Origin of the sequence: Kitasatospora aureofaciens, assembly GCF_019192735.1 — a bacterium.
Taxonomy (GTDB): Bacteria; Actinomycetota; Actinomycetes; order Streptomycetales; family Streptomycetaceae; genus Kitasatospora; species Kitasatospora aureofaciens_A.
Window position 1 is genome coordinate 17,680 of the sequence record NZ_JAHTKP010000009.1, and the last position, 20,074, is coordinate 37,753.

At 71.3% G+C, this 20,074-nt stretch carries 19 protein-coding genes; 11 read left to right on the forward strand and 8 right to left on the reverse strand.

Translation table 11 applies throughout. From position 1 onward, the window contains the following. Nucleotides 1-184 precede the first annotated feature (184 nt). Nucleotides 185-571, forward strand: coding sequence for an allophanate hydrolase-related protein (locus tag KV557_RS11995; protein ID WP_218199835.1), 387 nt, complete (start codon nucleotides 185-187; stop codon nucleotides 569-571). Between the two features lie 271 nt (nucleotides 572-842). Here the strand turns inward: KV557_RS11995 and KV557_RS12000 are convergent, their stop codons facing one another. The 7 genes from KV557_RS12000 to KV557_RS12030 form a co-directional block, all read right to left on the reverse strand. Beyond that, nucleotides 843-2,228, reverse strand: coding sequence for an 8-oxoguanine deaminase (locus tag KV557_RS12000; RefSeq protein WP_218199836.1), 1,386 nt, complete (start codon nucleotides 2,226-2,228; stop codon nucleotides 843-845). Nucleotides 2,229-2,310: 82 nt separating this feature from the next. Then, a complete protein-coding gene (locus tag KV557_RS12005; protein WP_218199837.1) occupies nucleotides 2,311-3,789 on the reverse strand; it encodes a nucleobase:cation symporter-2 family protein in 1,479 nt (492 codons plus the stop codon). Nucleotides 3,790-4,068: 279 nt separating this feature from the next. Beyond that, on the reverse strand, nucleotides 4,069-4,989 hold the full coding sequence (gene pucL, locus KV557_RS12010; protein WP_218199838.1) for a factor-independent urate hydroxylase: 921 nt from the start codon (nucleotides 4,987-4,989) through the stop codon (nucleotides 4,069-4,071). Between the two features lie 31 nt (nucleotides 4,990-5,020). Then, nucleotides 5,021-5,356 (reverse strand): hydroxyisourate hydrolase, encoded by a 336-nt coding sequence (gene uraH, locus KV557_RS12015; RefSeq protein ID WP_218199839.1) that lies wholly within the window; start codon nucleotides 5,354-5,356, stop codon nucleotides 5,021-5,023. Between the two features lie 115 nt (nucleotides 5,357-5,471). Continuing rightward, nucleotides 5,472-5,975, reverse strand: coding sequence for a 2-oxo-4-hydroxy-4-carboxy-5-ureidoimidazoline decarboxylase (gene uraD / locus KV557_RS12020; RefSeq protein ID WP_218199840.1), 504 nt, complete (start codon nucleotides 5,973-5,975; stop codon nucleotides 5,472-5,474). A gap of 247 nt (nucleotides 5,976-6,222) precedes the next feature. After that, nucleotides 6,223-6,603, reverse strand: coding sequence for a helix-turn-helix domain-containing protein (locus KV557_RS12025; protein ID WP_218199841.1), 381 nt, complete (start codon nucleotides 6,601-6,603; stop codon nucleotides 6,223-6,225). Then, nucleotides 6,600-6,845 (reverse strand): thiamine-binding protein, encoded by a 246-nt coding sequence (locus KV557_RS12030; RefSeq protein ID WP_218199992.1) that lies wholly within the window; start codon nucleotides 6,843-6,845, stop codon nucleotides 6,600-6,602. The genes KV557_RS12025 and KV557_RS12030 overlap by 4 nt, the downstream gene beginning before the upstream one ends. 213 nt (nucleotides 6,846-7,058) lie before the next feature. Here KV557_RS12030 and KV557_RS12035 point away from each other — a divergent pair, with 213 nt between their 5' ends. The 7 genes from KV557_RS12035 to KV557_RS12065 all read left to right on the forward strand — a co-directional run bounded on the left by KV557_RS12035 (nucleotide 7,059) and on the right by KV557_RS12065 (nucleotide 15,845). After that, nucleotides 7,059-7,904, forward strand: coding sequence for a hydroxypyruvate isomerase family protein (locus KV557_RS12035; RefSeq protein ID WP_218199842.1), 846 nt, complete (start codon nucleotides 7,059-7,061; stop codon nucleotides 7,902-7,904). Nucleotides 7,905-7,954: 50 nt separating this feature from the next. After that, nucleotides 7,955-8,842, forward strand: a complete 888-nt coding sequence (locus KV557_RS12040; protein ID WP_218199843.1) for a 2-hydroxy-3-oxopropionate reductase — start codon at nucleotides 7,955-7,957, stop codon at nucleotides 8,840-8,842. Between the two features lie 411 nt (nucleotides 8,843-9,253). Continuing rightward, nucleotides 9,254-10,396, forward strand: a complete 1,143-nt coding sequence (locus tag KV557_RS12045) for a glycerate kinase (RefSeq protein WP_218199844.1) — start codon at nucleotides 9,254-9,256, stop codon at nucleotides 10,394-10,396. Between the two features lie 168 nt (nucleotides 10,397-10,564). Next, on the forward strand, nucleotides 10,565-12,046 hold the full coding sequence (gene allB, locus KV557_RS12050; RefSeq protein ID WP_218199845.1) for an allantoinase AllB: 1,482 nt from the start codon (nucleotides 10,565-10,567) through the stop codon (nucleotides 12,044-12,046). After that, nucleotides 12,043-13,302, forward strand: coding sequence for an allantoicase (gene alc / locus KV557_RS12055; RefSeq protein ID WP_218199846.1), 1,260 nt, complete (start codon nucleotides 12,043-12,045; stop codon nucleotides 13,300-13,302). The genes allB and alc overlap by 4 nt, the downstream gene beginning before the upstream one ends. Nucleotides 13,303-13,357: 55 nt before the next feature. Continuing rightward, nucleotides 13,358-14,818, forward strand: coding sequence for a catalase (locus tag KV557_RS12060; protein ID WP_218199847.1), 1,461 nt, complete (start codon nucleotides 13,358-13,360; stop codon nucleotides 14,816-14,818). A gap of 247 nt (nucleotides 14,819-15,065) precedes the next feature. Further along, nucleotides 15,066-15,845: an IclR family transcriptional regulator gene (locus tag KV557_RS12065; RefSeq protein WP_218199848.1), complete on the forward strand. Its 780-nt coding sequence runs from the start codon at nucleotides 15,066-15,068 to the stop codon at nucleotides 15,843-15,845. 123 nt (nucleotides 15,846-15,968) lie between these two features. Here the strand turns inward: KV557_RS12065 and KV557_RS12070 are convergent, their stop codons facing one another. Then, on the reverse strand, nucleotides 15,969-17,219 hold the full coding sequence (locus KV557_RS12070) for a Mu transposase domain-containing protein (RefSeq protein WP_218199849.1): 1,251 nt from the start codon (nucleotides 17,217-17,219) through the stop codon (nucleotides 15,969-15,971). Between the two features lie 544 nt (nucleotides 17,220-17,763). Between KV557_RS12070 and KV557_RS12075 the strand changes: the two genes are divergently transcribed. From KV557_RS12075 to KV557_RS12085, 3 genes are all read left to right on the forward strand, one after another. Continuing rightward, nucleotides 17,764-17,955 carry a hypothetical protein gene (locus KV557_RS12075; protein WP_218199850.1) on the forward strand — a complete coding sequence of 64 codons (192 nt, stop codon included), beginning with the start codon at nucleotides 17,764-17,766 and terminating at the stop codon, nucleotides 17,953-17,955. 69 nt (nucleotides 17,956-18,024) lie between these two features. Beyond that, the gene (locus KV557_RS12080; RefSeq protein ID WP_218199851.1) at nucleotides 18,025-18,783 is read left to right on the forward strand and encodes a DUF2637 domain-containing protein; all 759 of its coding nucleotides are present in this window, start codon (nucleotides 18,025-18,027) and stop codon (nucleotides 18,781-18,783) included. Between the two features lie 303 nt (nucleotides 18,784-19,086). After that, nucleotides 19,087-20,007 carry a metal-dependent hydrolase gene (locus KV557_RS12085; RefSeq protein WP_218199852.1) on the forward strand — a complete coding sequence of 307 codons (921 nt, stop codon included), beginning with the start codon at nucleotides 19,087-19,089 and terminating at the stop codon, nucleotides 20,005-20,007. Nucleotides 20,008-20,074: the final 67 nt, after the last annotated feature.

Below are 20,074 nucleotides of genomic sequence, written 5' to 3' on the forward strand. Positions count from 1 at the left end.
GCCCAATCTATCCGCCGGGACCGACGCCGCCTCCTGCCGGGGCGGCGCATCCCGGCGGCCCAATACTCCGTTCCGTACGGCGACGAATCCACCTGTCCTCTCGTCGCCGTGCGGAACGGTCTTTTCCCCGGGGTTCCGGCTTCCTGGTCTCCCGGCTTCCCGGTCATCGGTAAGGAGTTCACCCGTGCCCCGCATCTTCTTCAACGGCCAGGCCATGGTCGGCGGCCCGTTCCACGCCAAGGTCGCCGACGCGCTGGTCGGCCCGGCCCGCACCGCCCCCGGCTACCGCTTCTTCTCCATCGACGACGTCTGCCCGGGCCTGCTGGCCGACCCGACCGTCGAGACCGCCATCGAGGGCGAGCTGTACGACATCACCCTGGAGCACCTGCGCGACGTCATCCTCCCCGGCGAGCCGCGCGAGCTCGAACTCGGCGTGATCGAGCTCGACGACGGCTCCGCGTGCCTCTCCATGCTGCTCGCCCGCGGCGAGCTGGAGCGCGGCATCCACCGCGAGATCACCCACCACGGCGGCTGGCGCGCCTACCTCGCCACCCTCGGGCGCACGGCCTGACGGGCGGGGTCGGCGGCTGACGGGGGCAACTGACAGTGGACAGCGAACAGCGGACAGATAACAGATGGCAACTTTCATCATCTGTTATCTGTCCGCTGTTCGCTGTCCACTGCTGTCTGTCGTCCGCGCCCGGGCACGCCACGGCCCCGAACCCTCGCCGTGGGTTCGGGGCCGTGGTCCGCGTGGCCGGCCTGGAGCGGCCGGTCGCGCGGAGTCCGGGTCACGCACCGTCCCTGGGCGGCCCGGAGCTCGAAGGGATCACACCGGAGGCTCAGACCGGCCGGGCCGCGAGCTCCTTGGCGGCGCGGGCGCAGTCACGGGCGATGCGGTCCTCGTTGACGGTGGTCAGCTGGCCCTTCTCGACGACGGCGTTGCCGTTGACGAAAAGGACGGCCAGCGGCGGCAGCGCGCCGAAGGTGAGGGCGGCGACCGGGTCGGCGATGGAGGAGTGCATGATGCCGTCGATCTTCCAGAGCGCGAGGTCGGCGAGCTTGCCGGGCTCGATGGAGCCGATCTCGTTGTGGCGGCCGAGCACCCGGGCGCCGCCCATGGTGCCGAGGCGCAGCGCCTGGCGGCCGGTGAGGGCGGTGGGGTAGCCGTGGAGGCGGTTGATCAGCAGGGCGTTGCGCAGCTCGGTGCCGAGTTCGCCGGACTCGTTGGAGGCGGTGCCGTCGACGCCGAGGCCGACCGGGACGCCGGCCTTGAGCATGTCGGGCACACGGGCGATGCCGGCGGCCAGGCGGGCGTTGGAGGACGGGCAGTGGGCGACGCCGGTGCCGGTCTCGGCGAACTTGGCGATGTCGGAGTCGTTCATGTGGACGCAGTGCGCCATCCAGACGTCCTCGCCGAGCCAGCCGACGGACTCGAAGTAGTCGGTCGGGCCCATGCCGAACAGCTCCTTGCAGAACTGCTCCTCCTCGGCGGTCTCCGAGCCGTGGGTGTGCAGCCGGACGCCCTTGCGGCGGGCGAGTTCGGCGGACTGGCGGAGCAGGTCGGTGGAGACGGAGAAGGGCGAGCAGGGCGCGATGGCGACGTGCAGCATCGAGCCGAAGGAGGCGTCGTGGTACTTGTCGACCGCGGCCTCGGAGGCGGTCAGGATGTCGTCGAGCTCCTCGACGGCGTGGTCCGGCGGCAGGCCGCCGTCCTTCTTGCTGCGGTCCATGGAGCCGCGCAGCGCGGTGAAGCGCAGGCCGAGCTCCTGGACGGCCTCGATGGAGGCGCCGAGGACGTCGCCGCCGTCCTTGGGGAAGACGTAGTGGTGGTCGGAGGCGGTGGTGCAGCCGGACTTGAGCAGCGCGGCGGCCGAGCCCTGGCTGGCGGCGTGGACGAGCTTCTCGTCGATGCGGGCCCAGGTGGGGTAGAGGGCGACCAGCCAGTCGAAGAGGATGTTGTCCTGGGCGAGGCCGCGGGTGATCCACTGGTAGAAGTGGTGGTGGGTGTTGACCAGGCCGGGGGTGACGAGGTGGCCCTCGCCGTTGATCCGGCGCACCACGTTGTCCAGCCACTGCGGGGCGGGGCCGTTGCCGACCGACTCGATCTTGTTGCCGAGGATGACGACGTGGCCGCGGGCGTACTCGGTGTCGTCGGCGTCGACCGTCGCGATGGCGACGTTCTCGATGACGATCCGCTGGTCGGCGGGTGGGGGCTGGACTGCCATGGTGTTACTCCTATGGGGGAGGGCCGGGAGAGGCGTCCGCCGCGCGGTGTTTGCAGAGCGGCGTGCGCCTCTCCCGGGCCGATCAGGACGGTGTCGCCGTCGGCACCGTCGCGCCGGGTTCCTCGCCGGTGGCGGACCGGCGGGCGGCTCCGACGTGGTGGAAGAGCAGGTTGAGCAGGACGGCCATCACGGTGCCGGCCGAGATCCCGGAGTGCATCAGGGTGCGGACGGCCTCCGGGAAGGAGTCGTAGAAGGTCGGCACGGCGATCGGGACGATGCCGACGCCGAGCGCGACGGACACCAGGATGGTGTGCGAGCTGGACTCCATACCGGCCTCCGCGAGGGTGCGGATGCCGCTCGCCGCGACCGTGCCGAAGAGCACGATCCCGGCGCCGCCCAGGACGGGCTGCGGCACCAGGGAGACGACCGACCCGAGCACGGGGAAGAGCCCGAGCAGGATCAGGATGCCTCCGCCGGCCGCGACCACGTAGCGGCTGCGGATCTTCGTCAGCGCGACCAGCCCGATGTTCTGGGCGAAGGCGCTGGCGGCGAAGCCGTTGAAGACCGGGCTGAGCGCGGTGGCCAGGCCGTCGGCGCGCAGGCCGGCGGCGAGCGTGGGTTCGTCGGCCTCGCGCTCGACGATCTTGCCGAGGGCGAGCATGTCGGCGGTGGACTCGGTCATCGAGACCACCATGACGATGCAGAGCGAGATGATCGCGGCGGCGTCGAACTGGGGCGCGCCGAAGTGGAACGGGGAGGGGAGCGCGAAGATCTTCGCGTCCTTGACCGCGCCGAAGTCGGCCAGACCCAGCGGGAAGGCGATCAGGGTGCCGATCGCCAGGCCGACGAGCAGGGAGAGCTGCTGCCAGAAGCCGCGCAGCAGCCGGTTGCAGAGCACCACCGCGGCGAGGGTGATCGCGGCGAGGCCGATGGCCCGCATGGAGCCGTAACCGGGCGCGGACGGCGAGCCGCCGCGCGCCCAGTTCACCGCCACCGGGAGCAGGGACACCCCGATGAGGGTGATCACGGTGCCCTGGACGACCGGCGGGAAGAACCTGATGAGCTTGCAGAAGTACGGCGCCGCGAGGAAGCACAGGACCCCCGCGACGATCACCGCGCCGAAGATCACCGGGAGGGCGTCCTTCGGTCCCCCTGTTCTGTCGATAGAGCCCTTGGCGATGGCGATCATGGGCGCGACGCCGGCGAACGAGACGCCGTTCACGAACGGCAGCCGCGCGCCGATCTTCCAGAAGCCGAGGGTCTGGAGCAGGGTGGCCAGTCCGGCGGTGAACAGGCTGGCCGAGATGAGCAGGGCGAGTTCGGTGGGGGAGAGCCCCACGCCGGCGCCGACGATGAGCGGGGGTGCGACGACTCCCGCGTACATCGCGGCGACGTGCTGCAGTCCGGTGGAGACGAGCTTCACCGGGGACAGCAACTCGTCCACGGGGTGGATCTCCGGCCCGGACGGCCTGCCGGGGAGGTTGGGAGGCGTGCCGTCCGGGCCGGGGGTTCTTGCTGGGGTGGAACCGCCGTCGTTGGTGCTGGTGTTGCTGGGTGCCATGTCGAGCCCCTCTTGTGCCCGTGGCTCCCGGCGCGCCCGTGGCGCTGGAGTCTGGCGCGTACTTTCCTGGCCGAGGGCGGGACGGCGGTGCAAGAGTCCCTCGGCCGGCCTCTCCAGTGCCCCGGGCCGGCCGCCGCGAGGCAGACACGAACTCCGGTGGGTGGGGGTGGAGAAACAGGTGGTGCGGGTGTTACCGGTACTGCTGCCCGCCCGGACTCGGCCGGCCACAGGGGGCCGGAGGGTGCGGCGATTCCGGGCGGTGTTCATGGGGTGGGGGGGTCAGACGACCGGGATGACCGGGACGACGCCCTCGCGGTGCACGGTGCCCTCGATCAGGCCGTACATGCGGTCCGCGGCGTAGTAGACCTCGTTGTCGTTCTTGAGGCCGAACGGCTCCAGGTCGACGAGGAAGTGGTGCTTGTTGGGCAGCTCCAGGCGGACCTCGTCCACCTCGGCCCGGTTGTTGAGGACCCGGGTGCCCATCGCGTGCAGGGTCTGCTGCAGCGAGTAGGAGTAGGTCTCGGCGAAGGCCTCCAGCAGGTGCCGCTTCACGTGGCTGTAGGAGCGGTTCCAGTTGGGCTGGGCCTCGTCGTCCTTGCCGCTGTAGCCGTACTTCCAACGGGCCGTCACCTGGGTGGCGAGGATCCGGTCGTAGGCTTCCTGCAGGGTGGTGTACTTGTCCTTGATGTAGCCCCAGAACTCCGAGTTGGTGGAGTTCATGACGATGAGGTCCTTGAGGCCGGAGATGACCTGGACGGTCTCGCCGTCGTAGACGATCTCGGTGGTGCGGGTCTCCTGGCCCTGGCGGACGAAGGAGTGGCCGACCTCCTCGGAGCCGATGAAGCGGGCCGAGTTGTCCGGGGTCTTGATCCGGTCCCAGGCGTACTCCTCGATCCGGATGCGGGCGCTGTGGACAACGCCGCGCTCGGTGTCGTCGACGAAGTGGCGCGCCAGGATGATGCCGAAGGCCTCGGCCGACTCGATCCCGTGCTCCTTGGCGAAGGCGTACACGGTGTTCTTGGTCGTGTCGGTGGGGAGGCAGTTGGCGTTGGACCCGGTGAGGTGGACGTCCTCGAACTCGCCCTGGAGGGAGACCGAGACGTTCAGGTCCTTGATCTCGTGCCGGGTGGAGTCGCGGTAGACGCGTACGATGCGGTTCTCCGCCTTGCCGTACTGGTTCTGACCGAGCACGTGGGCCATGACTTGGCTCCTAAGCTTCCAGGTCGGTCTACTAGCTTCCGCGGTAGACCGAGTATCCGAACGGGTTCAGCAGCAGCGGCACGTGGTAGTGGTGCTGCGCGGGCGCGACCGTGAAGACGATCGAGACCTCGGGGAAGAACGGCGTCTCCGCGGACTTGAGCGCGTAGTAGGCGCTCGTGTCGAAGAGCAGCCGGACGACCGAGCCCGCCTCCACGGCCGGCAGGTCCTTGGCCCGGCCGTCGGAGTCCGTGGCGGAGGTGCCGAGCACCTTCCAGCCACCCTCGGTGTGCAGTGCGAGCTCGACCGGGACACCCTCGGCCGGGCGGCCGAGGCTGGTGTCGAGCACGTGGGTGGAGATGCCAGTCATGGGTGAAGTGACCTTACTGATGGCAGATATGATGGTGCGTCGACGAATGCCGACTGAACGTCAGAATCGAAGCGAAACGCCCCGAGGGAGGGGCGAACAACGAACTGACGATACGTCAGGACTCGTCGAGCAGCCGGTTGATGCGGATGTCGTTGATCTTGCGCAGCTCGCCCCGGACGATCTCCGCCTCGGTGGCGGGGTCGCTGGGGTGGCGCTCGCGCAGGGCGGCGAGCATGGTGGCCGCGGTACGGCCGGTCGCGCAGATCAGGAACACGTGGCCGAACTTCGCCTCGTAGGCGGCGTTGGCCTCGTGCAGTTCGTCGAGGAGCGCTCGGTCCACGCCCTGGATGCCGGCCTGCTCCCGCTCGGAGGTGGCGTCGCCCGCCTTGGGCTTGCCGATCCGGGCGTGGCCGGCCATCGCGTCGTGCAGGTCGGCGACCGTCAGCGCCGCCATCGCCGCCGCGTTGGCGGCGAGCAGGGCGCTGCGGTCGGACCAGGGCTTGGCCTCCGCGACGGCGGCGGCCCAGCGGGGGCTGGAGCAGATCTCCAGCAGGATCGCCTCCAGCTCGGCGGCGTCGGCCGCGGCCAGGGCGTCAAGGGCGTGGGGGTGGTTGGTCACAGGTGGACCTCCTGAAGAGTGGTGCCACCCGCACAAGCTAGATCGACCCCACCCGGCCGTCAACACTTTGTTGAACGGTTGGTGGTTACGTTTTGGACCGGCCCCCGTTGCCGGGCCGTTTCGTGTGCGATTCGCCAAGTGTGCCCCGCCGGGGGCTGGTCCAGACTGGCCGCACCGGCGGGGTTCACCCGATCGGCAGGTCCTCCGTACAAGAAGGCCTACCGCGAGAGCCGCGACAAGGCCCGACTCAGGAGGTCTTCGAGCCGTCCTGGCGGTTGAGGTAGTTGTACACGGTGAAGCGGCTGACGCCGAGCGCCGAGGCGACCGTCTCCACCCCGTGGCGGACGGTGAAGGCGCCGCGCTCCTCCAGGAGGGCGACGACCCGCTGCTTCTCCCAGCGGTCCAGCTCGGCCAGCGGGCGGCCGTCGAACTGGCGGGTCATCTCGGCCAGCAGCCGGTCCAGCGCGCTGCTCAGGTGCGGCAGCCGGACGGCGAGCGCCGGGGCGCCCTCCCACTCCAGGACGACGTCCTCGGCCTTCGCCTCCTCCAGCCTGACGGGCGTCGCGCCGATCGCGTCCAGCAGTGGCTTTATCGCGGCGGCGAGCGGGTGTTCCACGTGCTCGGTCACGGCGTACCGCCCTCCTCGCCCAGCACGCTGACCTGGACCGAGATCCGGGTCGCGCCGGCGTCCAGGGTCTCCCGGAGCAGCCTGGTCACCGCGGCGAGGACCTGCTCGGCCTCGCCCTCGGCACCGGTCCCGAACGGGCCGACCGAGACGGCCAGGCCGGCCTCGTCGACCACCTTGCGGGCCGTCGCGGCGTGCTCGGGGAACGTGTCCAGTTCGAACGGTTCTGTCGTGAACTCCACCATCAATCGCACCTGCTCACTGTAGCGAGCGGGGGTCGGGCGGGGCAGGGGCTGGTCGATCGAACAGGCGAGGACCTGGTCGGCGGAGGTTTCCGGTCTTCTTCAACAAATTGTTGCGGCGGCCTTGACAGTCGCTCGGCGGTCCGGAGATGCTTCCACCAAGCAGAATCCCTCTTCCGGATCGTGGAAGTTGAGGATGTCGGAAGAGAGTGAGAGGTGATTGACGTGACGGCCGCTTCCCAGCACAGCTTCACGGTCAACCTGTCGATCCTGTTCAGCGAGCTGCCGCTGCTGGAGCGCCCGGCCGCGGCCGCCGCCGCCGGCTTCACCGCCGGTGAGCTGTGGTGGCCCTTCGGCGAGGAGCACAGCCCGTCCGAGGCCGAGCTGGACGCGCTCCGCAAGGCCTTCACCGACGCGGGCGTGCAGCTCACCGGCCTCAACTTCCTGGACGACCTGAGCAAGGGCGCCCGAGGTACGGTCTCGGTACCGTCCGAGAAGGACCGGTTCCGCGCCAACGTCCCGGTCGCCGCGGAGCTCGCCGCCTCGCTCGGCACCAAGGCGCTCAACGCGCTGTACGGCAACCGGATCGAGGGCGTCGACCCGGCCGAGCAGGACGAACTCGCGCTGGAGAACCTGGTGCTGGCCGCGAAGGCCGCGCACGGGATCGGCGCGATCCTGCTGATCGAGGCCCTGAACGTGGTCGAGTCCCCGGACTACCCGCTGGTCTCCGCGGGCGCCGCGGTCGAGATCGTCGACAAGGTCAACGCCGCCACCGGCCTGGGCAACGCGAAGTTCCTCTGCGACCTGTACCACCTGGCCAAGAACGGTGAGGACCTGGCGGCCGTCATCGACACCTGTGCCGACCGCTTCGGCCACGTGCAGATCGCCGACAACCCCGGCCGCAACGAGCCCGGCACCGGCGAGCTGGACTTCGAGGACCTGTTCGCCCGGCTCACCGCCGCCGGCTACACCGGCCCGATCGGCCTGGAGTACCGCCCCTCCACCGGCGTCAGCGCCGACAGCTTCGGGTGGCTTCCGCGCGAGCACCGCGCCGCGAAGTAAGCCCCCACGCCACGCCAAGCCCACCCCCCTACGCACAAAGGAACGACGCGATGAGCCGCAAGATCGCCTTCGTCGGCCTCGGCATCATGGGCAAGCCCATGGCCGTCAACCTGGTCAAGGCCGGCCATGATGTCACCGGGTTCGACCTGTCCCAGGCCTCGATCGACGCCGTGATCGCGGCCGGCGGCCACGGTGCCGCCGGCATCGCCGACGCGGTGAAGGACGCCGAGGTCGTCATCACCATGGTCCCGGCCGACCCGCACGTCGAGGCGGTCATCCTCGGCGAGGGCGGCGTGCTGGAGAACGTGAAGGCCGGCACCCTCGTGATCGACATGTCCTCGATCACCCCGCAGACCTCCATCAAGGTCGGCAAGGCCGCCGCGGAGAAGGGCGTCCGCACCCTGGACGCCCCGGTCTCCGGCGGCGAGGCCGGCGCCATCGAGGCCGTCCTGTCGATCATGGTCGGCGGCGCCGCCGAGGACTTCGCCGAGGCGAAGCCGCTGTTCGACGCGCTGGGCACCACGGTCGTCCACGTCGGCCCGGACGGCGCCGGCCAGACCGTCAAGGCCGCCAACCAGCTGATCGTCGCCGTGAACATCCAGGTCCTGGCCGAGGCCGTGGTCTTCCTGGAGAACGCCGGCGTCGACCTCGCCGCCGCGCTGGACGTGCTCGGCGGCGGCCTGGCCGGCTCGACCGTGCTCAACCGCAAGAAGGCGAACATGCTCAACCGCGAGTTCGCCCCCGGCTTCCGGATCGACCTGCACCACAAGGACATGGGCATCGTCACCGACGCCGCCCGCGCCGTGGGCGCCGCGCTGCCGGTCGGCGCCGTGGTGGCCCAGCTGGTCGCCTCCGCCCGGGCCAACGGCGACGGCTCGCTCGACCACTCGGCGCTGCTGCGCGGCGTCGAGCGGCTGTCGGGCCGCGAGGTCAAGTAACCCACTCCGGGCTGACCCACTCCGGGCTGACCCACTGCGGGCCAACCCGCTCCGGGCCCACGGGCCCGGGCAGTCTCCTCCTGGTGGCGTGTACCTATCCGGTCGTGCCCGCGCCACCAGGAGGGCAGTTCCGACCGGCGGCCGGGCTGGGGCTCATCCGCCCGCCCGCCGGTCGACCCAGCCGGTGGCGCGCACTCCCTGTCGGGGGCACTTCGGTCGTGCCTGTTGCGCGTCGCCCGGCCCCCTCCCTGCCGAGGGGAGCCCCTCGTACGTCGGAAGCGGGACGAGGGGAACGGCGGGAGGGGGTCGCACCCCGGGCCGTCCGGGAGCGAGTGGGGGGTCGCACCCCCGCACCACCCGGGCACAAGCTTGATGAACCAGCCACACCCGTACGGAAGTGAGGACCGCGCCATGCCCGCCACCCCCCACCAGGGCCATGTGGTCGTAGCTCCCGACAAGTTCAAGGGCACCCTGGAGGGCGCCGAGGTCGCCGCCCGGATCGCCGCCGGCATCCGCCGCGCCGCGCCCGGCACCGAGGTGCGCGAACTGCCCGTCGCCGACGGCGGCGAGGGCACCCTGGCCGCCGCGCTCGCGGCCGGCTTCACCCGCGTCCCGGCCAAGGTGGCCGGCCCGACCGGCCTGCCGGTGGACGCCGCGCTCGCCGTCCAGGGCGACACCGCCGTGGTCGAGCTGGCCCAGTCCTCCGGACTCGCCCGGCTCCCCGGCGGCCGGACCGCCCCGCTCGCGGCCGGCTCGTACGGGGTCGGCCAGCTGATCGGCCGGGCGGTCTCGCTCGGCGCCAAGCGGATCGTGCTCGGCCTCGGCGGCAGCGCCTGCACCGACGGCGGCGCGGGCATGGTCCAGGCGCTCGGCGTCAGCCTGTGCGACGCCGACGGCACCGAACTCGCGCCCGGCGGGGCCGCGCTGCGCAAGCTCGACCGGATCGACCTCGGCCCGCTGGCCGACGCGCTGGCCGGCGTGGAGATCGTGGTCGCCTGCGACGTGGACAACCCGCTGCTCGGGCCGCGCGGCGCCACCGCCGTCTACGGCCCGCAGAAGGGCGCGGACCGCGACGACCTGGTGATCCTCGAAGACGGCCTGACCCGCTTCGCGGACAAGGTCGCCGAGGCGACCGGACGGGACGTGCGCGAGGCCCCCGGCGCCGGGGCCGCGGGCGGGGTGGGCTTCGCCGCCCTCGCCCTGCTCGGCGCCACCATGCGACCCGGTATCGAGCTGCTGCTCGAACTGCTGGGTTTCGACGAGGCCGTGCGTGGGGCACGCCTCGTCGTCACCGGTGAGGGCTGCCTGGACGCTCAGACGCTCCATGGCAAGGCCCCCGCCGGCGTCGCCGCGGCGGCCACTCGGGCGGGGGTTCGGGTGGCCGCTGTGGCGGGGCGGCTGGAGCTGTCCGAGAGTGAGTGGCGGGAGGCCGGCTTCACCGCCGCGATCGCGCTCACCGACCTGGCCGAGCAGCCGGGGGACAGCATGACCAGGGCCGCCGAGCTCGCCGAGACGGCGGGGGAGCGGCTGGCCGAGGCGCTGCTGACCGGCTGAGGCGCTGCCGGCCGGAAACCCGTCGGGCGTTCGAGCCCTCGTACATTCCTCCATTGACGTTTTGTTGAAGGCGGGCCTAGGCTCCCGGCAATCCTTCGGTTCCTTCCTTCTCCGACCGCCCTCCGCGGCGTACCCGCATCCCCCAACTCCCAGGTTTCGGAGGCCCCCATGCCCATCAGCCAGCCGACGGTGATCCGCTCCCGGCGGGTGGTCCTGCCCGACGGCGAGCGCCCCGCGGACGTGCTGATCCGGGACGGGAAGATCGAGCAGATCGCCGCGCACGGCTCGCTCCTCGCCGGCGACCGCCCCGACATCGAGGGCGGTCTCACCGACCTCGGCGAGACCGCCCTGCTCCCCGGCCTGGTCGACACCCACGTGCACGTCAACGAGCCCGGCCGCACCGAGTGGGAGGGCTTCGCCACCGCCACCCGGGCCGCCGCGGCCGGCGGCGTCACCACGATCATCGACATGCCGCTCAACTCGATCCCGCCCACCACCACGGTGGACGGACTGGCCGCCAAGCGGAAGATCGCCGAGGGCCAGGCCTGGGTCGACCTCGGCTTCTGGGGCGGCGCGATCCCCGGCAACGTCGCGGACCTCGAACCCCTGCACCGCGAAGGCGTGTTCGGCTTCAAGAGCTTCCTCGCCCCCTCCGGCGTCGACGAGTTCCCGCACGTCGAACCGGCCGACCTGGAGGCCGCGCTGGCCGAGCAGGCCCGGATCGGGGCCCTGGCGATCATCCACGCCGAGGACCCGGCCGTCCTGGAGGCCGCGCCGCAGCAACCCGGCGTCCACTACCGGGACTTCCTCGCCTCCCGCCCCGCCGACGCGGAGACCGCGGCTGTCGCCCGGCTGCTCACTGCGCTGTACAAGACTGGCGCCCGGCGCACCGGCGCCCGCGTCCACATCCTGCACGTCTCCTCCGCCGCCGTCCTGCCGCTGCTGCGCCAGGCCCGCGCGGACGGTGTGCGGGTGACCGCGGAGACCTGCCCGCACTACCTGACCCTCGCGGCCGAGCAGGTGCCGGACGGCGACACCGCCTTCAAGTGCTGCCCGCCGATCCGTGACGAGTCCAACCGCGACGCGCTCTGGGAGGCCCTGGCGAACGGCGAGTTCATTGCCGTCGTCTCCGACCACTCGCCGTCCACCCCCGACCTGAAGCTGTTGCCCGCGTACGGCGGCAGCGGCGACTTCGCGGCCGCCTGGGGCGGCATCGCCTCCCTCCAGCTCGGCCTGCCCGCCGTCTGGACCGAGGCCCGCCGCCGCGGCCACACCCTCGCCGACGTCGTCCGCTGGATGTCCGCCGGACCGGCCGAGCTGGTCGGCCTCACCGGCACCAAGGGCGCCATCGCGGTGGGCTGCGACGCGGACCTGGTCGCCTTCGACCCCGACGGCGAATTCGCCGTCCACGCCGCCGAGTTGCACCACCGCAACCCGGTGACCCCGTACGCCGGCCGGACGCTGACCGGGGCCGTGCGCACCACCTGGCTGCGCGGCCGGGTGGTGGACACCGCCGCCGAGCCCTTCGGCCGGCAGCTCACCCGGCCGGCCGGCCCCCGCCCCGGCGGCTCGTCCGCCTCGGCCGCCCCCAGTCCCGAGCACGCGTCCGCCCCGACCACTCGTCCGACTCGATCCGAGGAGACTCCGTGACCACCGCCGACACCCCGAGCGCTCCCTTCACCGAGCTGGTCAACCTGGCCTCCCGGCTGCTGGGCGCGGGCGTCGTCGCCACCAACGAGGACACCTTCGCCGACGCGGAGAACCTGCTGGTCGCCAAGCCCGCCGAGTTCCGTCCGCACACCTTCGGCCACAAGGGCCAGATCATGGACGGCTGGGAGTCCAAGCGCCGTCGCGGCGTCTCCGCCGACCAGCCGCACCCCACCGACCAGGACCACGACTGGACGATCGTCCGGCTCGGCGCCGGCGGCGCGATCCGCGGCGTCATCGTCGACACCGCCCACTTCACCGGCAACTACCCGGAGAGCGCCTCGGTCGAGGCCGCGTCCGTCCCCGGCCACCCCTCGCCCGAGGAACTGCAGGTCGCCGAGTGGACCACGCTGGTACCGCGCACCCCGCTCCAGGGCGACACCGCCCACGAGTTCGCCGTCGAGGACGACGCCCGCTACACCCACGTGCGGCTCAGCATCTTCCCGGACGGCGGCGTCGCCCGGCTGCGCGTGCACGGCGAGGTGCTGCCCGACCCGCGCGAACTGGACGGCCTCACCTTCGACCTGGCCGCCCAGGAGTACGGCGGCGTGGCCGAGGCGGCGTCCGACCGCTACTTCTCCTCCCCGCACAACCTGAACGCTCCCGGTCGCGCCTCCGTCATGGGCGAGGGCTGGGAGACCCGGCGTCGGCGCGACAAGGCCAACGACTGGGTGCAGATCGCCCTGGCCGGGGGCGGTGAGGTCCTGGCCGCCGAGGTGGACACCACCCACTTCGTCGCCAATGCTCCCGGCTGGGCCGACCTGATCGGCTTCGACGCCTCCACCGGGCAGGACCCGGCGGACGGCGAGTGGTTCGAGATCCTGCCGCGCACCCGCCTCCAGCCCGACACCCGGCACCGCTTCCGGCTCGACGTCGGCCGCCCGGTGACGCACGTGCGCATCAACGTCTACCCGGACGGCGGCCTGGCCCGGCTCCGGCTCACCGGCCGCCTCACCGAGGCCGGCCGCGCGGCCCTCGCGCTGCGCTGGTTCAACGCCGTCCCGGCCGCCGAGGCCGCCGCGGCGCTCGCCGAGGCGGGCCTGTCGGCCGACGAGGCCGCCGCGCTGGCCGCCGCCCGCCCGCTCGCGGACCCGGCCGCGGCCACCGCCGCCGTCGCCGCGCTCCAGCCGGCGGACGGCCCCGACGGCGAGCACTCCTCCCGGCGCCGCTCGGCGCTCTGGCGCCTGCTCGGCGTCTGAGACTCGCCGCTTTCCCCTCCACGCACCGCCTGTATCGACACCTGAAGGACCCTCCATGTCCAAGATCCTGACCACGGAGTCCGGCGCCCCGGTCGCCGACAACCAGAACTCGGCCTCGGCCGGCGAGTACGGCCCGCTGCTGATCCAGGACCAGCAGCTGCTGGAGAAGCTGGCCCGCTTCAACCGCGAGCGCATCCCGGAGCGCGTCGTGCACGCCCGCGGCTCCGGCGCGTACGGCTACTTCGAGGTCACCGACGAGGTTTCGCAGTACACCCGGGCCGGCTTCCTGTCCGAGGTCGGCAAGCGCACCGAGGTCTTCCTGCGCTTCTCCACCGTGGCCGGCAACCTGGGCTCCAGCGACGCGGTGCGCGACCCGCGCGGCTTCGCGCTGAAGTTCTACACCGAGGACGGCAACTACGACCTCGTCGGCAACAACACCCCGGTGTTCTTCATCAAGGACCCGCTCAAGTTCCCGGACTTCATCCACTCGCAGAAGCGCGACCCGTTCACCGGCGTGCAGGAGGCGGACAACGTCTGGGACTTCTGGGCCCACTCGCCCGCCTCCACCCACCAGATCACCTGGCTGTTCGGCGACCGCGGCATCCCGGCCTCGTACCGCCACATGAACGGCTACGGCTCGCACACCTACCAGTGGGTCAATGCCGAGGGCGACGCGTACTGGGTGAAGTACCACTTCAAGACCAACCAGGGCATCCGCTCGCTGGACGGCGAGCAGTCCGCCGAGGTGCTCGGTGCCGACGCCGACTCGCACCAGCGCGACCTGCACCAGGCCATCGAGCGCGGCGTGTTCCCGTCCTGGACCCTCTACGTCCAGCTGATGCCGGTCGCCGAGGCCGCCGACTACCGTTTCAACCCCTTCGACCTCACCAAGGTGTGGCCGCACGCCGACTACCCGCTGGTCAAGGTCGGCCGCCTGGTGCTCAACAAGAACCCGGAGAACGTCTTCGCCGACGTCGAGCAGTCCGCGTTCTCGCCGAACAACTTCGTGCCCGGCATTGGCCCGTCCCCGGACAAGATGCTCCAGGGCCGCCTGTTCGCCTACGCCGACGCCCAGCGCTACCGCCTCGGCGTCAACCACACCCAGCTGCCGGTGAACGCCCCGCGCGCCACCGAGGCCAACAACTACGGCCGGGACGGCCTCCACGCCGTCAACAAGTCCGGCCGCGGCAGGAACTACGAGCCCAACTCGTACGACGGCCCCGCCCAGACCGACAACGCGCTCGCCGCGCCGGTCAAGCTGGACGGCTACACCGGCACCTACACCACGCCGGCGCACACCAAGGACGACGACTTCTTCCAGGCCGGCGAGCTCTACCGCCTCATGTCGGCCGGCGAGAAGACCCGCCTGATCAACAACATCGCGGGCTTCCTGGCCCAGGTGACGCGCGACGACATCGTCGAGAAGAACCTGGCCCACTTCCACGCCGCCGACGAGGAGTACGGCGCCCGTCTGGAGGCCGCCGTCGCCAAGCTCCGCGCGGGCGAAGAGGGCTGACGCCTCAGGCTCTGAGGTACTGACTGACCCCCCTCACCGGCTGCCGGGGCCCGCACCCCGGCGGCCGCACGACGGGCCTCTCCCCCCTGGGCAGTGGGGGAGGAGCCCATCGTGCTTATTTGCCCCGGGTATTCCGTGAATACGCAGCTGCACCGAATATTCACGGAGAGCAGTTGCCGAGGCCCCCGGATGGATACGCTGGTGGGTGCCCGCGGTCGCTCCGTGGGGGATATCGGAAGGGGACGACATGTCGACACCAGCCCCGGGTCGTCACGCCGCGCTGGACCAGGGCCTGACCGGTCCGTTCACCTCCCTGCAGCACGCCCTCAGACTGCTGGAAGCCGTCGACCGGCACCCCGACGGCACCACCCTGGTCGCCCTCGCGCGGGAGACCTCGCTCGGCCTGCCGACCGTCCGGCAGCTGGCGGAGATCCTTGAGATCGAGGGCTATCTCCAGTGCCAGGACGGAGGTTGGGTGCTCGGCGGCACCTTCGCGCTGCTCGGCCAGCACAACCGGGAGCAGCTCGTACGGGCCCGGCTGAACCGCAAACTCGCCGAGCTCCGCGACGAGTTGGGCGCAGCCGTGTACTTCAGCCGGTACCACGACGGGGAGTTGTCGGTGGAGGCGGTCTCGGAGTCCGAGTACGCCCCGGCGGTGCACGAGTGGGTGGACTTCCGGGCCACCGCGCACGCCAGCGCGATCGGCAAGTGCCTGCTCAGCCAGCTCGATTCGGATGCCCGGCGGGACCACCTCTCCCGGCACCCGGTCGCCCGGCTGACCTCCCGGACGGTCACCGACGCCGACCAGCTGATGCACCGGCTGGAGCGGCAGCCGGCCACCGTCCCGGTGCTGGACATGCAGGAGTACGCGCTCGGCACAGTGTGCGCGGCGGTCCCGGTGACGGCGGGCAGCACGGTCGGCTGCCTGGCGACGTCGATGCCGGTGGACAACGTGCACCGGCTGAAGGCGGCGGCCGAGCTGCTCGCGGCGCGGGCGGCGCCGCTGATGCTGGCGATGGCCGTTTGATTCCCGCTCGAACGCCCACCGCGCCTTCGGGTGGGACGGGATGTCATTCGTCGGAGATCGTCGATGGCCGGCCGTCGACGATCTCCGGGCGGGCGTCGGACGCCCTCTGGCAGCGGGGTGCTCCTACGCCGGGTCGCGTGCGCCCAGAGCCTCGGCCTCGGCGAGGGCCGCCGCCGACGGCGGGTGGTACGTGTTGGCCGGACAGGGTGCGGCTCGGATGGGAAGCGGACGCTCCAGGACGATGCTGTGGCCGCGTCCGGTCACCGCCACACCCGCTCCCCGTGGGGCGACGGCGTGCCGGGCGATCACCGCTCCGCGTGTTGTGGAGATCGACACGTACGGTTCGTCAAGGCGCCAGCAGACCTGCACGGAGGCGCCGGACAGTTCGGGCGGGACGGCGTAGAGGTTGCCGCGGAAGGGGACCACGTTTTGAGCGGTGACCTCGCGGGTGACGCAGATCCGCGCCGGGAAGGGTGTGCTCGGCAAGTCCAGGAGGCCGCTCGCGCCGTCACGAGCGGCGCCCGGCTCCCTGCCCGTCGGCCGGACGCAGTCCATCCTCGCCGCGAGTCCGTCGAGGCGGTCCTGCGCTGCTCGCAGCGGCGTCTCGTTGCGCACGCTGCGCCACCAGTGGCGAGTGGTCGAGCAGACGGTCTCGTCTGGAACCCCGTCTCGGTCGTCCCAGCAGGGCGGGCACGTGATCGCGACGTCGTAGTACTTGGCGACCTCGCTGAAGGCCGGCGTCACCCGGCCGGTCTCGGGACAGCAGGCCGAGGGCGTCCGGTGGAATTGCCACCGCGCGCCGGTACCGCCCAGTCGTCTCAGCAGCTGGTCCATGGCCTCCACGACCTGCGGGAACTCCTCGTTCTCGGCCAGTACCGCGCGCCAGCGGCCCGTGCGGGTGAGCGAGCCCAGCAGCAGATGTGCGCGACCACCGCCGCCCCACCGCGCTGGGGCGTTGGGGAGGGTGAGCCAGTCGAAGCGCACCTCCTCGCTCGCCGGGTGCGACGCCTTGGCACTGTGATCGGCACTGTGATCGCCGGCAAGGCGCTGGCACTGCCCGCAGCGTGGCCGCAGCTGGTGCTTTCGCACGGCGCGAGTGAAGGTGGAGTAGCCGCCGGGGTAGCCCAGCTCGACGACCTCCTCGAACAGCGTGCTCGCCCGCAGGTGCGGATCATCGGCCAGACGCTGGCGACAGTACGGCGAGAACGGGGCGAAGTCGTCCTGCGAGCAGCTCCGCACGCCCGCGATCCGCTCCCCGTCGAGGTAGGACCGCACAGTCTTGCGGTCGCGGCCCAGGTGGCGGGCGATCGCCGAGATCGACCACCCCTGTGCGCGACGTGAGTGAGCCTCGTCGAATTCCTCCTTGGTGAGCATCCAAACCCCCTCGCAATCCGTTCCCCTGCCCATGCGGACTCTGAAGCAATTGCCTCTCCAACGAGTGCCCGGAAACATAGCATGACGCTGGACGGCTCGCCATGAAGAAACGTTCCTGCTGTCGATGAATGGCGGTGGGGAATTTCACGGAGCGGGATTGTGGGCGGTGGCGCGAGACCCGTGTCGGGGTCCTGTCAGGCCCATGGCCAGCTGGGACGTCCAGGTGGGCGATCTGTTGGGATGATTTGGCGCGCCCTGGGAGTTTCATCGAGCGCCATTGTCATGAATGCGGTACTGATTTGGTCTAATCCATTCCTTGGCTTGGTGCAGTCGGCCTGGCGAGGGGGGAATGAAAGGATTATTGGGGGTGGCGCGAGGGGGCGGCGTGCGCCGTCGGGGAGTTTCACTGAGCGATATTCTGTTGAATATAGAAAGACGCCCGAACGCTGTACATGCCGGCCGGGGCGCGCCTCGTTGATGGGGCATGACTGCAACGTGCCGTCCAACGGCTCCACCACCCCACGACCCCGTCTGTCGTCTAGGCGTGTGGTTCTTCGTCCCTGATCGAATGAACGCTGCGGGCGATGTGAACGTCGGCTACCTGTCCCGCAACGGCGAGCGGGTTGTCCTGAAGCACTGCTCCCGCCTCCTGGCCGACTTCGTGCGGACGATCCGTCAGCTTGAGGGCGACTTCACCGCGCGGTGCGGTTCCAGGCAAGTGGAGACCGGAGCGTGACGTCCCCGGTACGGTGCGGGACGGCGATAGTCGGCGGACCCGTGAGGCGTCGAGTGTGCGGAGCAGCCCATGGCGTATGACTGGACAAGCGAGTACTTTGCCCCGCACGGTTACGGAGCCACCTGGTACGGCCCCGCGGAGGACTGCCAGCCGCCTGCGTCCTACGGCCAGCAGGGCTGGTGCGACGAGGACGATGCTTCCGGTGGTGGGTGGTTCTTCCCGAGTGCCGAGGCGCTGGGCGCCTGGGAATCGGCCGGGGTCTTCGTACCACCACCCCGTGTCGCGGCAGAGGAGTCGACCCTGACCTCGGTCGGCGTGGCCGCCGCGCTGCCGTCGAGGCCTCGGCGGCGACCGAGGCCGCCCGGCGCGGTGCGGGCACAGCTGATCGGCCCGCTGTTCGGGGCGATGACGGCCGCCACGTTCGCCGCGGTGTGCCTGCTGGGCTGGGCTCTCTCCTACGATCCGCTGCAGGGTCTGGCGATTTCCAGGGTCCCGCGCGACCTGTCGGGACTGTGGCCCGCCATCGTCATCGGTCCGTGGCTCGTGGGCTGCCTGTCGGTGCTGCGGGCGGCCCTGGACGGCCGCCGGGCCGTGCACTCCTGGGTCGTCGTGATCCTGTTCGCCGGTGTCGCGACCTGGCTGTGCGCAGCCGGCGTGTCGCGAACGATGCCGGACCTTGTGGTGGCCGGCCTGCCGCCGATCACCGCTGTGGTCTCTCTGCAACAGCTCACGCGTCAGCTGATCGCCGGCCGCAGACTGTGCCGGACTCCTTCGGGTCAGGCGGCTCGTCGGGCTTCGCACAAGGCCTCCCGCAAGGTGCGCGGCTGAGCGGCTCGCACCCATCGGACTGCCCTGGTCATCCGTAGCGCTGACAGCAGACCGACCGGACTCGGGGCTGGTCGGTAGTCTCTCCGACCGATGCTGACGGCGAGTCGGGCGAAGGTGACCAGGTGTGGCCGGTCGATGAGTACGCGACCTCGGCGAGGGCGAGGCGTGGGCGCCCGGGTGAGGCCGGGCGCGCAGTTATTAGACTCGATGTCGATAACTGTCGCCGAAACCCTTGTCCCCGCCGCTACCCGCGAGTACGTTTCCCTGAGCCGAGCCGCCGCCCCCAGGTCAGGAGGGCCTGCCATGCCCCGTTCCACCCCCGTCCCCGCCCTCGCCGCCCCCGCTGCGCGTGTGCACGAGAGCCTCGTCCTGGAGCCCCGGGACGTCCGCTTCGACTGGGCCGAGCTGCCGCTGCACTGGATCCCGGACGAGCCGATGGCCACCCACGTCATCAACGTGCTGCACCTGCTGCTGCCCGAGGGCGAGCGCTGGTTCGTCAAGGTGTTCAAGGAGGCCTTGCCGCTGATCCGGGACGAGCAACTGCGGGAGGAGGTACTCGGGTTCATCGGCCAGGAGGCCATCCACGCGGAGGCCCACCAGGAGGTCCTCGACCACCTGCTCGCCCAGGGGCTCGACCCGCGCCCGTACGTCCGGCAGATCGCCTGGCTGTTCCAGCGCGTCCTCGGCGACAAGCCCGGCCTCACGCCCGCCCGGCGGCGCGAGAACATCATCGAGCGGGTCGCCTTCATCGCGGCCATCGAGCACTTCACCGCGTTCCTCGGCAACTGGGCGCTCAACTCGCCCGGCCTGGACCGCGCCAAGGCCGACCCGACGATGCTCGACCTGCTGCGCTGGCACGGTGCCGAGGAGGTCGAACACCGCAGCGTCGCCTACGACCTGATGGTCCACCTCGACCCGGGCTACCTGCGCCGGGTCCGCGGCATGGCCGTCTCCGGCCCGCTGCTCGTCCACCTCTGGGTGCGCGGCGCCCGCTTCCTGCTCGCCGCCGACCCCACGCTGGACGGGCGGCTCAAGCCCACCTGGCGCGAGGCCGGCCGGATCGCCAGGCGCGGCCTGCTGCCCGGCCCGGTCAGGTCGATCCGCTCCGGCCTGCGCTACCTGCGGCCCGGCTACCACCCCACCCAGGAGGGCTCCTCCAGCCAGGCCCTCGGCTACCTCGCCACCTCCCCGGCCGCGCGGGCGGCCGCTGCGGCGAACAGGTGACGGGTGACAGATGACAGCTTTCAGACAACAGAAAACGTCATCTGTCATCTGTTCGCTGAAACCTGTT